The organism is Micromonospora trifolii (assembly GCF_022229005.1).
Taxonomy (GTDB): Bacteria; Actinomycetota; Actinomycetes; order Mycobacteriales; family Micromonosporaceae; genus Micromonospora; species Micromonospora trifolii.
The window spans coordinates 344,604-359,803 of the sequence record NZ_JAKKFD010000044.1 but is presented as its reverse complement, the minus strand read 5'-3'; the positions used below and the strand labels follow the sequence as shown (position 1 = coordinate 359,803).

The 15,200-nt window shown below is 66.8% G+C and carries 12 protein-coding genes; 5 read left to right on the top strand and 7 right to left on the bottom strand.

Annotated features, from left to right (window positions below; all coding sequences use genetic code 11):
- Positions 1-177: 177 nt before the first annotated feature.
- The 4 genes from NIE79_RS26280 to NIE79_RS26265 all read right to left on the bottom strand — a co-directional run bounded on the left by NIE79_RS26280 (position 178) and on the right by NIE79_RS26265 (position 5,376).
- Positions 178-1,026, bottom strand: a complete 849-nt coding sequence (locus NIE79_RS26280; protein WP_238681101.1) for an ATP-grasp domain-containing protein — start codon at positions 1,024-1,026, stop codon at positions 178-180.
- 440 nt (positions 1,027-1,466) lie between these two features.
- Complete coding sequence (locus NIE79_RS26275) at positions 1,467-2,222, bottom strand: formylglycine-generating enzyme family protein (protein ID WP_238681100.1); 756 nt, start codon at positions 2,220-2,222, stop codon at positions 1,467-1,469.
- A 464-nt stretch (positions 2,223-2,686) separates the two neighbouring features.
- Positions 2,687-5,107 (bottom strand): 5'-methylthioadenosine/S-adenosylhomocysteine nucleosidase family protein, encoded by a 2,421-nt coding sequence (locus tag NIE79_RS26270; protein ID WP_238681099.1) that lies wholly within the window; start codon positions 5,105-5,107, stop codon positions 2,687-2,689.
- Positions 5,074-5,376 carry a hypothetical protein gene (locus NIE79_RS26265; protein ID WP_238681098.1) on the bottom strand — a complete coding sequence of 101 codons (303 nt, stop codon included), beginning with the start codon at positions 5,374-5,376 and terminating at the stop codon, positions 5,074-5,076. The genes NIE79_RS26270 and NIE79_RS26265 overlap by 34 nt, the downstream gene beginning before the upstream one ends.
- Before the next feature lie 17 nt (positions 5,377-5,393).
- Between NIE79_RS26265 and NIE79_RS34110 the strand changes: the two genes are divergently transcribed.
- Entirely contained in the window at positions 5,394-5,663 is a 270-nt protein-coding gene (locus tag NIE79_RS34110) for a DUF7380 domain-containing protein (protein WP_308193230.1), read from the top strand.
- Here the strand turns inward: NIE79_RS34110 and NIE79_RS34285 are convergent.
- From NIE79_RS34285 to NIE79_RS26250, 3 genes are all read right to left on the bottom strand, one after another.
- Complete coding sequence (locus tag NIE79_RS34285) at positions 5,584-5,973, bottom strand: bile acid:sodium symporter family protein (protein WP_238681097.1); 390 nt, start codon at positions 5,971-5,973, stop codon at positions 5,584-5,586. The two genes, NIE79_RS34110 and NIE79_RS34285, sit on opposite strands and share 80 nt — an antisense overlap.
- A gap of 141 nt (positions 5,974-6,114) precedes the next feature.
- Complete coding sequence (locus tag NIE79_RS26255) at positions 6,115-8,445, bottom strand: hypothetical protein (protein WP_238681096.1); 2,331 nt, start codon at positions 8,443-8,445, stop codon at positions 6,115-6,117.
- Entirely contained in the window at positions 8,445-9,191 is a 747-nt protein-coding gene (locus tag NIE79_RS26250) for a hypothetical protein (protein ID WP_238681095.1), read from the bottom strand. The genes NIE79_RS26255 and NIE79_RS26250 overlap by 1 nt, the downstream gene beginning before the upstream one ends.
- A gap of 297 nt (positions 9,192-9,488) precedes the next feature.
- Between NIE79_RS26250 and NIE79_RS26245 the strand changes: the two genes are divergently transcribed.
- From NIE79_RS26245 to NIE79_RS26230, 4 genes are all read left to right on the top strand, one after another.
- Complete coding sequence (locus NIE79_RS26245) at positions 9,489-10,019, top strand: hypothetical protein (protein ID WP_238681094.1); 531 nt, start codon at positions 9,489-9,491, stop codon at positions 10,017-10,019.
- A 263-nt stretch (positions 10,020-10,282) separates the two neighbouring features.
- On the top strand, positions 10,283-11,548 hold the full coding sequence (locus NIE79_RS26240; RefSeq protein ID WP_238681093.1) for a 5'-methylthioadenosine/S-adenosylhomocysteine nucleosidase family protein: 1,266 nt from the start codon (positions 10,283-10,285) through the stop codon (positions 11,546-11,548).
- A gap of 44 nt (positions 11,549-11,592) precedes the next feature.
- Entirely contained in the window at positions 11,593-12,927 is a 1,335-nt protein-coding gene (locus NIE79_RS26235) for an AAA family ATPase (RefSeq protein ID WP_238681092.1), read from the top strand.
- Complete coding sequence (locus tag NIE79_RS26230) at positions 12,924-15,197, top strand: WD40 repeat domain-containing protein (protein WP_238681091.1); 2,274 nt, start codon at positions 12,924-12,926, stop codon at positions 15,195-15,197. The genes NIE79_RS26235 and NIE79_RS26230 overlap by 4 nt, the downstream gene beginning before the upstream one ends.
- Positions 15,198-15,200: the final 3 nt, after the last annotated feature.

The window sequence follows — 15,200 nt, the reverse complement described above, 5'->3', positions numbered from 1 at the left end:
TAACGTAGCCCGCGCGTAGCGTGCCATCATCAGATTTGGCTCTGGACCCCAAACCACTGCGGATGCTTCGCACAAGCGCGGCCCCTGCCCGGCCTGACATCGCCGCATGAGTTCACCAAAATTACCTCGTGCAGCCAGCGGGCGATCAACTGGCCGGTGATGGATCGGCGTTGCTGGTCAACGGGTGCCCGCCAGTAGCGCAGCGACGAAGTCGTGCGGGCTGATGGTGGTGGGTCGGTCGCTGACCTGGCCGTCGCCGAGTTCGATGACGCGCCAGGTGCCGTCGTCGCGCTGGGCGAGGTCGATGGTGATGAAGGGCAGGTCGAGGGCGGCGACCAGCGGTGTGAGCGTGCTGAGGTCGAGGTTGGTGGGTGGGAGGTCGTTGGGGGTGTCGGGGTGCGCGCCGACGAGTGTGCAGGTGCCTGTGATCCACCAGGTGCGTACCTCGGCGGTGGTGAAGTGTTCGAAGGCGCGTAGGACGAAGCCGCCGGTGAAGTCGTCGGCGCGGAGTTCCAGGAAGCGGGCGGCGACCTGCCAGGCGGGGGAGGGGTCGCTGAGGTCGGGGATGAATGTGGCGTCGTGCCAGTGGTGTTTCATCGACTTCGTGTAGTCGCGCAGCACGGCGGCGCCAGTACCGAGCCGGATGCGGGCCTGGTCGAATGCGGCCCGTTCCGCGCTGGTGGTCCAGGTCGAGGTTGGGGTGACCGGGGCGAGTTGGTGGTACCAGCCGGGGAGTTCGTGGGCGCGGCGGTAGTCATCGCCGCTGGTGCGGAGGGTTACGCCACGGGCGGCGAGGGCGTCGGCGAAGGCAGCGTACTGGTCGCTGCGGAGCATCCACCCGCGGTAGACCGCGGAGCCGCCGGCGGGCACGGCCGTGATCGCGCGGTGCGGCTCGTCGCGGGTCAGCGCGTCGTGGTCGATCACCGCGACGTCGATCCCGGCGGCACGGGCCGCGTCGGCTTCGGGCGCGAAGTGGTCGTCGGGCCGGCGTGGCCGTAGGGCGTTCGCAGGGACCAGCAACATCATCGGGGCATCGTGCCGGAGGGACGACCTCCGGCTCTACCTGATATTCCGATCGGGCAGGTGATCCTGATGCTGCCCCCCGGGTAACCGCTCCACCCGTCCGCTCAGCGGTCGGCGTTGTTGCGGCAGCGGCCGCAAGAAGGTTTGTGGTCAGGCCGGCGGTGGCATTGTCGCGACGTGTCTGCGGCAAGCAGCCTCGCGGCAAGCAGCCATCGGCCGTCAGCTCACTGATCTGCGACACGTCTCGCTGCGGCGGTGAGGGGGTACCCGAGCGGCACGACCCTCTCGTGAAGCTGTGTTAGGAGCCGGACACGTCGCTTGCTAAACCCCCGACGCCGACAAGCGGGCTGTGCGAGCGGTGGGGCCGATGGGCGGTGCCGCATCCCTGCTCGGCGACCATCGAGCCTGCTTGCCGGCTCGCGACAGATCCACTCCCACCAGCCTCAGAGGGGTGGCAGTGGTGCGGCCGGGCGTACGGCTGTGAAATCGGCGTGTTCGTACCGGGTGGCGGAGAGCAGTAGCAGCCACTCGTCACAGCCTTGCCACGGGTATAGATCGGCGGCTCCGCCGCGTACGGTCCGGGGCCCGTCTCCGGTCCGCGGTCGCGCGTCTGACGGTGCGCCGTCGAACCCGGGGATCCACACGTCGGCGCAGAGCTCGTTCGTCGAGCCCATCGCCGCCAGCCCGAACGCGTTCTCTCCGGCGGCCGTCCGCGTCTCGTCGCCGAAGTCGTCGAGAAGCTGGTTCTCGTCGGGTTTTTCGTCACCGTGGAAGGTCAGCGTGGTGGTGCCGGCCCGGGCTGCGTATTCCCACTGCGCTTCGCTGGGCAGGTCGAACGGCAACAACTCGAGCAGGCCCTCCAGGTCGCTTTCGAGCCGAGCCGTGCCGGTGTCCGCCTCGGCGTAGTCGTCGTCGTACTCGGGCAGCCAGTATTGGACCTGAGCCACGGTCAGCGGGTGCCGGGCGAGCAGGAACGACTCGACGTGCACCTCGCGTACCGGTTGTGCGTCCTTGGCGCTGACAAGGAACGGGTCGACGGTGTCCTCGACCCCGCCGCTGCGCTCGATCGCGCGTACCGCGTCGAGCTCCGCCTCGGACAGCCCCATCCTGAACGCGCCGCCGGGAACCTCCCGGAACACGACTCCCGACGGGATGTGCCGCCACGCCGGTCGCCCGGCCACGATCTCCTCGGTCCACATGGCGGCGAACGCTAGCAGCCAAGCCGTCCGGTGGTCTCCCGATGCCCCGCAGCTCGCGCACAGATCAACTGGCTGTCGAAGCTTCAGGCCGAAAGCTGGAAGCATCACTGACTGGGCCCGGCAGCGTCGCCCGGCGACGAAGTGGCTGACGTACGCACACATCGCACCAACAACTCGCCCCCGTTTACCCCCCGAAAACCCCGCCAGATCGTTGACGAAGGGTGACAAGAGGCGATGAGCCCCTTGCTGTGTCTTCGCAGCTCAACGACCATCTTCGGCAAGCAATGACAAGCTTGGTCCGGTTACTGTTGGTAACAAGGGGTTTTGACAAGCAATGACAAGTCCTGAACGAGGCTCGACAAGAGGTTCTCGTAGGTTCAAATCTCGCCGTTCCCACAGAGTGACCGGCCGCCTTGGCGGGGACCTCCGTCTCCAGTGACTGTCTTGCTTGGCGCTCACTGCCGTTACTCGTTACTTGCGGATTTGGCGTACGGCAGGTAACGCTTGTCGACGCTGAGGCCGCGCAGCAGTGCTCTGACGAGTTGCTCGGTGAAGACGTCGGGTGTCCTGAGCAGGTCTGCGGTACTTGCTGTCGCGGTCTTCTGGTAGGTGTCTGCGTCGTACGGTTGCACCACATCCTCGTCGCCGCTTTGCACGTACTCGTAGGCGATCGCCGTCTTGATGCCGGTGAGGCGTAGGCCGATCACCCATGGGCCGTTGTACCCGGCGTAGCGGTTCGCGAGGTCGGCGGCCACACGCAGCGCGCCGTGCACGAGTCCGAGGACCAGACTGGGCAAGATCACTCGGTGCTCGGCGGGTTCGGCGGTGGAGCCAAGAGGGCGCCATTGGGATCGGGCCATTGCGGTTGCACGACCGCAGAGCACACCAACAGTCCCGTTCTCCTCAATTTGCAGGACCAGCAGAGAGTCCTCCCGGACCGATCCGTCCTCGCGAATGCCGTTTTCCTTGACCATCCCGCTGCTACGGCGTCGCCACATACCGCTGCCAAGGTCAGGGGCAAAGTCTTGTCCTCCACGCGCGGCGACCGCCTGATGGACCACGGCATCCAGGTCCCCGGTCGCGGACATGGTGCTGACGCCAGCGAGCGCCTCGGCCGCAGCGTCCACCGGGTGAGCGACGAGGTAGAGGCGGCCGTTCGTGCGCGCGGAGTTGTCCGGCACCGGGTCGCCGGCCGCCAGCTTGTCGAGCAACGGCATGACATCCACCCTGGCGGGCTCCGCCACCCCCGGGGGGAAGTTGCCTGCACCTCCGCGACCAGAAGCACTAGCGATCTGGGCTGTTCCTGCCAACTCGGTGATGCGTTGCGTGCCCGTGTCAGTCTTTGTCACGAGGCGTTCCAGCAAGGCGAACATGACCTGTGCGGAGGCGCGGGCGGCGAACTTTTTGTACCGGTCGTCCTTCCTGGTGTCGGCATGGTCCATCACGCCCTTGGCGACAAGCCAGGCAAGTCCCCGATCATGGGCGACGGTCGCGATGGTAGCGGCTTCCATCTCGACAGCGGTGATCTTACGCATGCCCATCGCCTTCAACCGGCCCCAGACGTCGGGATCGGCAACGACGGCGCTGCCGCTGGCCATGGGGGCGGCGAGCACGCGAAACGGAAGGCGCTGTGGCCCGTCGGCGTCGTCGTAGAGCCGTCGCTGCACGAGGTCGGACCCGTCGGTGGTCAGAACGGCCTCGCCGGTCGACTCGCGCCGGATTAGACCTTGCTCCTCAAGCTGCGTTAGGCGCCGAAGCCAGGTGCCGCTCGGGAAGTAGGCGTCGCGTGCAGGGTGGTTTCGTGGTTGCTGCCCGCGGTGTAGCTGTTCGAGAAACCAGAGCAATGCCTCGTCCTCGCTGGCGTCGCCATAGCTATCCAAACGACTGGGGTCGAAGTCCTGCGCGGCACGCAGCCAGCGGGGCTGCAGCCGGAATTGCCGGTGATCGCCCTCGAACCCGGAGGCCGACTGCTTGCCTTCGTCCCACTCATAAACGGGCTCACCGACCACGACGTCACCCAGCGCCGTGTCTGTGGCGTTACCGGCGCACACGCCACACATGACCAGGGACGCCGGCCGCAGCCGATCAGCCAGCGACGCAGCGAATGGTCCTGTAGCGCGACCGCCCATCTGCGTCGGCCGGGCCAACGCCACCGTGAACCGAGTCTTCCCATCAACGTGGTACTCGCCCCGCAAAAACGGTGGGACACCGTCCAGGCCGCGTTCCTCCCACCGAAGCACTCCTGGACCCGCCGGAGCGCTCGCCAGGCCAGCCGCCTTGGCCGCATCGAACTCCTCCGGCAATGCCGCAATCACCAGCACGTCGATGCGGTCCATGTCTCCCCCGTGGTGATTCACTGCGCTGTCGCGGGCGGCGTGTATAGCCGTACCCTGCTGCTCGGTCGCCGACCCATATTCTGCCCCCGACTCAAGGAACGCCGCCGTCGGAGTGCTCGGCGCCATGGGGCTCATTGCTACCGGACCGGGTCCGTCCGGCACCCAATGCTTGGGGCGAAGGTCCCAGTACGAAGCAATGTCAGGGACGTGCTGGAACCGGCGAACCTCCCGTCCTACCCGCACCTCCCACACGTCGGTGCCCAGGCCACCGAAGCTGGTCCACCCCCACCGTTCTGTGTACAAGATCGCCCCGAGTCGCTTCAGCAACGCGGCGTCCTCGGGCAAGGTCAGTTCCAAGAGCACCGCGACATCGGCCGAGACGAAACCTAGCTGCAGGTCCGGCCGATCAGCTGGCGGATCGTAGTCTCGTTCTAACGCGACCGCGTGGCGCACGACGGCGAGAAACAAATCGAGTTCGTGCTGTGCGCGTCCGGTCGCGCCAGCACCCGCAGCCGTCAGCCCGATCGTTGTGCTCTGGGCGATTGGCATGATGCTGCCGGTATCGACGCCATGAAGCAGACCTTGTGGCAACTCCGGTAGCAGGCGGGCCGCGTCGAGGTCATGAACCCGGAAAGATGTCGATCAAGTTCATGGAAGGTGGGCCAGCGTCCGCCGCGCAGCAGCAAGTCCCAGATCGCGTCGAGGGCGACCTCCTGGGTAGCGCCGACTGGCTCGGGCAACGTCACGAAGCGATTGTCCGCCAACCCGTCGCGCGCCGATCCACAGGGGAAGGTATGTTCCAAAGACCAGTGGATCATGCGGAGAGCTTCCACACGTGCCCGCCGTCAAGGACCTTCCCGAGCCGGTGATTCAACTGTGGCGGGCGGTCGCAGATTCGGTCACCGAGCCTGCGGCCAATGGCCGGTTTCACGAGCTGCTCTGGTGCCGCCGCGACCGGGGAGCCGGCCTGCACGCTGCCTGCGCGGCTCGCGCCTACCTGCAGCTGGCCGACTCGATGCGCGACCTCACCAAGGCGCGGACCGCCTGCCTTCTCGATCTACTGCTCCACGCGCCCCCGGATCCAGGTCCTCGCCGAGGCCGGTGAGGCAGCCGGCACCAGTCGCGATCGACGTCGCCACCGTGGGCGGGAGCGTCATCGACGCGGCAGATGAGCTCATCACAGGTCGTTCCAGGTGATGACCATGGCGATTGCAGCGGGCGAGGCCGACGATGATCAGGCCGCTGCGGTACGCAGGCTGGTCGGGTAGGAGCAGCCAGGCCAGGGCGAACATGTCGGCGGGCCCGATGAGCCAGTTGATGACCAGAGAGCAGACCAGAGAGCAGATCAGCAGGCGCCGGTCGGAGGTGGCGGTGTCGAGGCGGTCGCACTGGACCTTGGCCAGGATCGGGCACATCATGACCAGCAGACCGAGGGCGATGGGTACGGAGATCCCGCCGATTTCGACCCGGTCGAGGGCGTCGTCGAGTTCGGGGATCAGCCGGCCGAGGAGCAGCCCGCATCCAGGAACCGTCTGATCTTCGGTTTCCGGCGGCAGTTAGGTCAGCAACTTCCCCGCTCTGCGGCGAATCGAGAAGGCGGGATGGTCCATCAGCGAGGCGAGACGCTGATAGAGCGGATATCCCGGGTGTAGGAGATCTGGCGCCTCCGCGATCGCATCCAGGGTGGCCCTGGGTAGCAGGATCCCATCCGAGTCGAGCAGATCGATGATGCGGGTCAGGAACAACGACCGCATCGGACCATCGCGCCGAGCGTACTGCACGAGGGCAACAGCGGTCATCGCCCGCACGTCGACGTTTTCGTCCTCGATGGATGGCAGCACGAGGGTCGCGAGGCTCTCGAAGATGCCCTTGTTGGCAAACAGAGCGACGGTTCGGACGCCCTCGATGCGGGACACCGCATCTGCACTTCCAAGTAGGCGCGCTGCATAGTCGGCGACCTCTATCTCCTCCAACAGACCGTGAGCCGCGCCGAAACGGAGGGCTGCCGGATAGGGAACCGACTCGGCGGTGTAAACATCGACCGAACGCGTGATGATGGCATGTCGGATACCCTGCGCGAAAGAGCTGACCACTTCATTCGGAAGCGTGATTTCGGCGCGAGCTAGACGGTCGAAGGCCTGGCTGCGGTCTTCCCTGCTCACCCTGACGTCCAGCAAGAACTCCGTCAGATCGGGCCACAGGTCAGTGGTCTCTGCGACAATTGCGGCCGCCGCCGCTATGTCTGCGACGCTGAGACCACCTGTCGAGAACTGGCCGGCTGCTGCGTCCGCTCGGATCCTTAACAACTCCTCCCGCAGGCTAACAACTTCTCTATTGAGTAGCGGTGTCGCCTGCCGATGCTGGTGCATCATGTTGTTGAGGTCAACGGCCAAGCGCTCGAGCCAGGACGCGGATTTGGCCGGCTCAGCCGGCAGGGCGGCGCGAGCCGAGACGAGCGACATGGTGCCTGGAAGCCGGTCGGAGAGGCGCGTTCGTTCGACGCGCCAGAGCTCACGCTCGGCGGCGCCGACCTGGTCCCAGTCCATCAGGCTCACGGCGCGCCCCAACTCAGCATCGAAGATCTGACCTTCCTCAAGCGGGGAGTTCCGCGCTTCAGCAAGGAGCAGGCCGGCAATCTCGTTCGTCGCACCGCAAACATTGCTCAGCGCCGCCGCCGCCGACCAGGCCACCGAACGGCGGAGAACTCTTAACTGCCACTTGCCTGGCAGATCAGGTGGGCCGCCGGCGTCCAGTACGGCGCGCACCGCATCCAATCCCTGCCGGGCCTCCTCGGAAGTCATCAGGTCCGCAGCCGCTTCGAGCACCTGCAGCTCAACAATACGCAGGAGGTCCGGATCGGACCGCTTATGCAGGATCTGCCGGGCATCAGTCGCAAGCCCAGATAGCGGACCCGCGTCGATAAAAGTGCGGAGTACAAACGCGAGCTCGTCCTTGGCAGTGGCGTGTCGCAGGAGTCGCAGAGTGTCGGCCGCATCCGCCGCGTTCTGATTCAGTTGCATCAGACGCAGTAACGCGAGTTCGCGGCGTGCCGCATAGGCGTTCCCGTGCCCCGCGAGTTCCAAGAACAGCGCGCTCACGAAGAGGTCCGAATAGCTTCCGGTGCCGAAGATTCGCCTCCGACGATCGAACTCTTCCTTGAATGTCGCCTTCACGTAGTCGGCATACCGGTTCGCGCGCTCCAAGTTCGCGCGCCGGGTCAGTTCGCTTCCCCGGCGCTGCGCGGTGAGGCGCCATTCAAGGACGTCGTGAAGACCTTCCTGGTCGGCCTCCCGTTGCGTCACCAGGCTGCTGATGGCGGCTCGGAGGTTGTCGATCATGGTGACGATGACGTCCTCGGGACGGATGTCGTCGCCGCCCGTTGGGAAGGGGGTGCATGATTCCGGTTGCACCCGACCGAGAGCTGATGCTGCCGACTCGGAGTACCGAAGGTGGGGACGGTTGGCGTCACGGTGCCGGATGGCGCTCTGCTGCAGAAGTGCGGCTCGCACAAGTGCCTCATCGGCCGAGTCCCCCCGAACGGCTTCAAGGAGGAGGTCCAGGGTGTCGAAACAGGTGGCGTAGTCATCCAGTTCCGCAGCGGCCGAGCAGAGGACCAGACCGTAGGCCGCCGCCCGGGCCGGATCGGTCTGTGCCGATTCGTGCACGAGCACGGCAAGCTCGGGGACCGCCTCCCGGATGGTGTCGTTGAAGAGCGTGCGCCTCGCGGCACGGAGCAGCGGACCGCCCGGTGCGTCGACCCTGAGCCGGCCGAGCACGAGGTCGGCAAGCCGTGCGGGCTCCTGCCCGTCCTGCGCCTCATCGAAGGCGGTGGGACGCGTAGCCACCTCGTTCGGTGCGAGGACGGCGGCGATCCAGGCAAGGTTCATCAGTAGCCACCTACAGTGGTGTCGCCGAAGCCGCGGTACAGGGCGGTCGGATGTTGACGGTCGTGGCTTCGGACCTGCTGGCCAATGGTCCTGGCGAGCCCGCTGGCCAAGCCGTCGTCGTCCGCAAAGATACGCACGAAAAGCTGACCAGGCTCGGCCGGGCCCAACCACCGATTGACTCTGCGGCACGCCGTGTCGCATTCGTCCTTTGGCCCGACCAGGAAGATGTGCACCTCGGTGGACTCACCGGACTCACGGGCCGAGAGGGCCCGCTGCACAAGGTCTCCAGAGCTGTCATCGGAGAGGACTTGCATGGCCCGATGCGCGACGAAGTGCAGGTTGGCGTAGCTACCGCCGGCCCGGACCACATCTTGCACGTCGACGGTGGGCGAGGCGGCACCGGCCACGACCTCGAGATAGATTTCCCGAAGCTCCCACTCGGACCGGTAGGCGTCGAATCGGGTGACGATCAGGTTGGCGACCTCGGACGCTCGTCCCACCAGTTTGAGGAGGTCTTCGCGACGAATCGCGCGTAGCGCCTCGGGCAGAGTGGCCAGTAAGTTGCGGGCCTCCAGCCACTCCCAGAGCCTGCCTGCTTCCCGCCCAACCGGAAAACGAGCCTTCTGGTGTGGCTCGATGCCAACGAGGTCGGCCAGGTCTTCCCAATCGGGACCCAGCCTCCGGACGAACTCGAGTTTGAACCGGGGGTTCGGCAGCCTGGTCTCGGCGCCTCCGTCCCCGGTCACGACCGTAGTATCGACTCCCCCGAGAGCGATCGACGGAGACACGCCGGGTCTGTCCGAGGGGCGGCGGGAGAGTGAGGTTGCGCGGTAAGGGCGCGGGCAACGGGCCGGACAAGACGAAGTGCCGACGGCTCGGCGCGGACCGGGATGACCTGGCGGACTCCGTTGGCATCCAGCCGGACTAGGAGGCGATGTCCCTGCCGGGACGGGAAGCGCGTAGCCGGATAGATCGATCCGTCCTTGCCTTCGACAACTCCGGCCCTGATGATGCGACAGCACAGTGTCGATCGGGAGGAACGGATGGCTGACCCGGATGGGGCGATCGCCCGCCTGATGCTCTTGGAGTACGAGCGCTTAAAGGACGAACAGAGGACCCGCATCGGCTTCCGCGACAATCTGATCTACGTCACCCTTGCCTCCATGGCGGCGGTCATCACGGCCAGCCTTGCCGCCAAAGGCCACGCTAATCTGCTGCTCCTGCTGCCACCGGTGAGTACCGTCCTGGGCTGGACCTACCTCGTCAACGACGAGAAGGTGTCGGCGATCGGTCGCTACATCCGCGATCACCTCACGCCGGAGCTCGACCCAACGGGAACGGCATTCGGATGGGAGAGGGCGCACCGTTCGGATGCCCGCCGTCGCTCTCGCAAGATCCTGCAGGTCATAGTCGACCTGGGTACGTTTTGCGTGCCCGCCATGGCGGCCATGGTCGTCTACTGGGTCAACGGTCCCTACAACTGGCCGTTCCTGCTCGTGTCGTTCGTCGAACTCGCGGTTGTCCTGGCGCTGGCGGTAGAGATGGTCCGCTATGCCGACGTCCGCGTGTCGTAGGGCCGAGTGTGGAGTTCATTCGAGAGATGTCTTCGCGAATCGTCGCCGGGCCGAGGGTGAGAGCGGTCCGAGAAACATAACCGTCTCGGCGAGCCGGCCCAGCACTCTTGGCCCCTTCGGCATTGGCCGGTTGCCAGCAAAAGGTGCACCAGGAACCATGGGCCCAGGCCCATCGCACGAGGGCGGGCCGGCCTGTGCATGGCTAGCATGACCATCGGGCCGCCCCGGCGATGCCGGTCATCCACCGCCGAACCGGAGGACAAGTGAGCCTCGTCGACGTCCTGGTCATCGCCGCCCTGCCTGAGGAGTACGACGCGGCCCAGTCGGCCGCGAACGGTGTCGGGGCAGGACGCTGGCGTGAGCGGAATGTCAACGGTCTCACCCCGTATCTGACCGGCGAGTATCAGGCGCCGGCAGGCAATCGGATTACGGTGGCACTCGCGCGGCCCACTGGCATGGGTGGGCGACGGACCGGCCCGATCGCGACCACACTGACCGATCTGCTTCAACCGACGTGCCTGGCGATGTGCGGCGTCTGCGCGGGCAACCCCGACGACACCGCGCCCGGCGACGTGATCGTTGCCGCGCCGGCCTACGAGTACGACGAGGGCAAACACGCCGGCGGCGCGTTCCAGGGCGCCCACCAGCAGTACCCGTTGAACGATCGGTGGCTGCGCGCCGCCCAGGACTTTGATCCCTCAGTTCTACCCAGCCACGGTGGCGCCACCGAGCAGGAATCCGCCATCTGGTTCCTGGAGCGCCTCCACAGGGGGCACGACGCTCGTCAGCATCCAGCCCGCCCACGGTACTTCCCCACGGGCACCTGGTCGGAGAGGTTGGCTCGGCTGGAGTCCGGCGGCCTTATCGAGTGGCAGAAGGGCGACTGGGCGTTGACCACCCTCGGCTCTGCGAAGATCGAGCGGATCCTGGCCGATGACGTCGACGGGCCTGACCGGCTGCCCTTCATGGTCGAGGCCGGCCCGATGGCCAGTGGTAGCGCAGTGGTTCAGGACCCGGAAATCTGGTCAAATTTGAAAAATATGGGAGCACGGAAGATCCTTGGCCTGGAGATGGAGGCCGCAACGATCGCCACCGTGGCGCACGAGCGCGAGGTGCCGCATTGGCTCGTGGCCAAAGGCGTCATGGACAACGCGGACTTCGCCAAGGACGACCGCTTCAAAAGGTTCGCCGCCCGCGCCTCCGCTGAGGTCCTGTTCGAGCTGCTCTGTCGGGTCCTGCCCTTGCGACCGGGCGGCCGGAACGCGCCGATCCCTGGACCGCTTAAGGAGGCGATCCAGGGCGACGTGAAGCTGTACATCGTGCAGCGGCTCCACTTCGACTGGCAGGACCTGGCCGACCTGGTCGGTGTGCCCGGCTTCGAGAGGGCCCGCTTCACCCCGGGCGACGAGCCTCGGGCGCTGTGGGAGTGGCTGGAGGTACGCGGACGACTCGCCGACCTGCCAGCGGCACTGACCGAGGTTGGCCGGGCCGACCTCGGCGACCGGCTCCGCCCGCACGTGCGATCGTGACCGGCCGCGCTCAGGACCCCACCGCGCCGGCTATTCCCGGGCCGGTGAAGCTCGCCGTCCTCCGCCGGCTCGGCGACGATTGGCGCTCTCTGGCCGACATCCTCGGCACCACCTCGCACCAGCAACGGCAGTTCGAGGCGAAGGACGATCCTGGTCGCGAGATGTGGAGATGGCTCGAGGATCGTGACCGACTGGACGAACTGCCAGCCGCCCTCCGCCAGATCGAGCGACCCGACCTTGCCTCGCTGATGAGCGGAGGCGACGATTCACTCTTCCGTGCCACATTGGATTTCTCCGCAATGATCGACGAGCGGACCGATGAGTTCGTTGGGCGCCGCATGCTCATGCGGCGACTCGGTGAGATCCTCGACGATCCAGGGTTCAGGTCGGGCTACGTCGTCATCCACGGTGAGCCGGGCATCGGCAAAACCGCGCTGCTGGCTAGGCTCGTTCAGCAGAGGAACCTCGTCCACCACTTCAACAGCGTCCTGATCGGGCTCACCTCGACAGAGCGATTCCTGACCAATGTCTGCGCGCAACTCATCCTGGCCTACAACCTGCCGCACGATCGGCTACCGGAGATGACCAGCGCGGACAGCTCGACCCTGCTGCGGCTACTCGCGGAATCAGCCCGGCGGCGCCGCGTCGTCGTCGCGGTGGACGCGGTCGACGAGGCGAGCGGCGGCCCGGCCGGGGGGAATCGCCTGCTGCTGCCGCCGGCCCTGCCGCCCGGCGCTTTCATGCTGCTGACCATGCGGGACCCCGATAACATTCCGCTGTACGTCGATGACCGTCGTGACCTGGTCATCGACGAAAGTGCCGCAGAGAACCTCAGCGACGCCCGCGAGTACGTCGACGCGTTCCTCAATCGGCACGCCACCGTGATGACAAACCAGCTGACCTCGCTCGACATGTCGGCCGCCGAGTTCACCGAATTCGTCACGGACCGCAGCGAGGGCAATTTTATGTATCTCCGTCACGTGCTGCGCGGGGTCCGGGATCGCGGGCCCCGCGGCACCGACCGGGTGGCCCTCGACCGGCTACCGCGGGGCCTGCACGCCTACTATGCGCATCTGGAACGACAGCTCGGCGTGATCGACGGCACCGCTCCGGAGCGCCAACTGCGAATCCTCGCCGTCCTGGCGACCTGGCCCGAACCACTCACGGTGCAGCGTCTGGCCAGCTTCGCCGGAGAACGGCCCCACACCGCCCGGGCGGTGCTGCGAGGCTGGGCAGGCTTCCTGAATCGGATCGACACGCGAGACGAGCCGCGCTACGCGCTGTACCACGCCAGTTTCCGGGAGTTCCTCGCTGGCCGGCTCGACATGGCCGACGTACGGTCGCAGATCACTTCGGCGGTCGAGGACCTGCTGCCATGACCCGGCAGTGGTCCGAGGTTCCGACCGACGTCCTCGCCCACTACGTGCCCACGGTGCTCGCGCCCGACGGACGGTACGCCCGCATCCGGGAGCTGGTCACGTCCGTGGGATACCTCGCCGAGAAGCTGACCCGGGTCGGCGTCGGGGCCGTGCTCGATGACCTGCGGACCGCCCGGCGACTAGCCGTGCCCCCGCAGGCCGCCGACGAGTTGGCCCCGATCGAGGTGGCGCTGACCGAGGCCGAGCACATCCTGCGCGATCAGCCAGATCAGCTTCGCGGCCAGCTACTCGCCCGTGTTGCCCCCTCCGGCGCCGCGGACGTAGCCCGGATGCTCGGCGAGGCGTCCGGGTGGAGGGTGGGGACCTGGTGGCGGCCGGCGGGAACGATTCACAACCACGGCTACCTGGCAACCTTCGCGCCAGTACTAGGCTTTGTGGACGCCGTCGCGATGAGCGACGACGCGTCGTTACTGCTCGCCGGTGACCGAGACGGGCAGCTGTACGCGTGGGATCTGCGCAGCCGAGAACTGGTCCGGCAGGAGTCGAGCGGCAGCCCGGTAAACGCTGTCGCCTTCCGCCCGGACTCGTTCGAGGCCTTCGTCGGCCTGGACGACGGCCGCGTGGGGCGCTGGTCGCCAGCGGACGGGCGGTTGCGCATCGGGCATCAAACGGGGAGATACGCGGTGACGAGTCTCGCGGTCGACGCAGGCGTGCTCGTTTTCGGGGCCGGGCCTGCGCTGCACGCCAGCACCGCCGAATCCGGCAGACCCCACTGGCAGGCCGACACGGGTCAGGACCAGGTCAACGCGGTGGCGATCACCGGCGAGTGCTGCGTCTCGGGTGGCCGGGACGGCAGCCTTGTGGTGTGGCGACTCTCAGACGGCCGCGAGCTGCAGCGCCTTCCCGCCATGGTGGACCGCGTCCTTTGCCTCGCAGCGGTTCCGGGAACCGACACGGTCGTGGTCGGTGGTAAAGACAAGCGCGTGGTCATGGTCGACGTGGGCACCGGGTCCGTGCTGGCTCTAGGCCGGCACTCCAACCAAGTGCGCTCGCTGACCGCGCTCGACGCCAATCGGGTCGTCAGTGGCTCCTACGACGGTCAGGTACTGGTCTGGGACCTCGCCGCGCGAACAAGCAGCCGGATCGGCCGGCACAACGGGTGGTGTCTCGCGGTCGCGGCGCCGCGCGGCGGTGGCCCGGTCGCCGCTGGCTCAGACGATGGCCGGCTACGGCTCTGGGATCCAGACGCTCCACTGACCACAGACCTCGGCCGGCCGGTGCGAAAGGTCATCGTCGTCGACGGAATCGCCTACGGCGGTACGGACCGCGTCGTCCTCCGGGCCGACGTTGACACTGGGCTGGCACTGCCCAAACTGAAGGGCCACCGACGGCTGGTGGGGGCTTTGGTGGAAACGCCCACCGCTGTGGCGTCCGGATCGTCCGACTCAACCATCCGGCTGTGGGGCCTAGGGAGCAACGAGGCAAGTGTGCTCACTGGACATCAGCGTGGCATTGAAGCTCTTGCCGTTACCCCGGACGGGAGCGAGCTCGTGTCGGTGTCGCTCGACGGCACCTGGCGTCGATGGGACGCGACCACCGGGTCAGCCGGTCCGGTCACCGATGGCCGGGCCGCCTACACGTCGGTGCTGGCCCTGAGCCCAGACGGCGAGCTGGTCGTCACGGCGGCGATGGACCACATCATTGAAGTGTGGAACCGCCGGTCAGGGCAGCTTGCGTTGCCTCTGCTGACCGGGCACACCGGCTACGTCCAGGGTCTGGCGATCACCCCTGACGGAAAGACGCTCGTCTCCGGATCGTGGGATCGTACGATCCGGTTCTGGAGCCTGGCCGACGGCGAACTGCTGCAGACCCTGTCTTGCGACCAGTGGATCGTCGATGTGACGAGCACGGCGGACGGTCGCCTCGTGGCCGCTTACTGTGCGGACGGGACCGTCATCCTGGCCGACCCGACCACCCGGACCGTGCAGTCGACACTCGATCTCGGCAGCCGTTCCTACGGTGAACTGACTTTGAGCAGTGACGACCGTACGCTGTTCGTGCTGCACACTTACGAACTCCAGGCCTGGGACATCGACACCGCGAAGCGGCTGGCCGTATTCGACGCCGACCTCCCACTGCGCTGTCTCGCCACCGCCGGTCCCGACATGGTCGTGATCGGTACCGACATCGGATCGCTGGTCCCCATGCGGCTTGTGTCACCCTCGCACCAGATGTTGCTGCACGGACAGCGGGAGGGTGCGGGTGGCTGACGA

Excerpts from the sequence above, each read along its gene's own strand:
- NIE79_RS26230 (WP_238681091.1), top strand. The coding sequence starts at position 12,924 with ATGACCCGGCAGTGGTCCGAGGTTCCGACCGACGTCCTCGCCCACTAC.
- NIE79_RS26275 (WP_238681100.1), bottom strand. The coding sequence starts at position 2,222 with ATGTGGACCGAGGAGATCGTGGCCGGGCGACCGGCGTGGCGGCACATC.
- NIE79_RS26270 (WP_238681099.1), bottom strand. The coding sequence starts at position 5,107 with ATGCCAATCGCCCAGAGCACAACGATCGGGCTGACGGCTGCGGGTGCT.
- NIE79_RS34285 (WP_238681097.1), bottom strand. The coding sequence starts at position 5,973 with ATGTGCCCGATCCTGGCCAAGGTCCAGTGCGACCGCCTCGACACCGCC.
- NIE79_RS26280 (WP_238681101.1), bottom strand. The coding sequence starts at position 1,026 with ATGATGTTGCTGGTCCCTGCGAACGCCCTACGGCCACGCCGGCCCGAC.
- NIE79_RS26265 (WP_238681098.1), bottom strand. The coding sequence starts at position 5,376 with ATGATCCACTGGTCTTTGGAACATACCTTCCCCTGTGGATCGGCGCGC.
- NIE79_RS26255 (WP_238681096.1), bottom strand. The coding sequence starts at position 8,445 with ATGAACCTTGCCTGGATCGCCGCCGTCCTCGCACCGAACGAGGTGGCT.
- NIE79_RS26245 (WP_238681094.1), top strand. The coding sequence starts at position 9,489 with ATGGCTGACCCGGATGGGGCGATCGCCCGCCTGATGCTCTTGGAGTAC.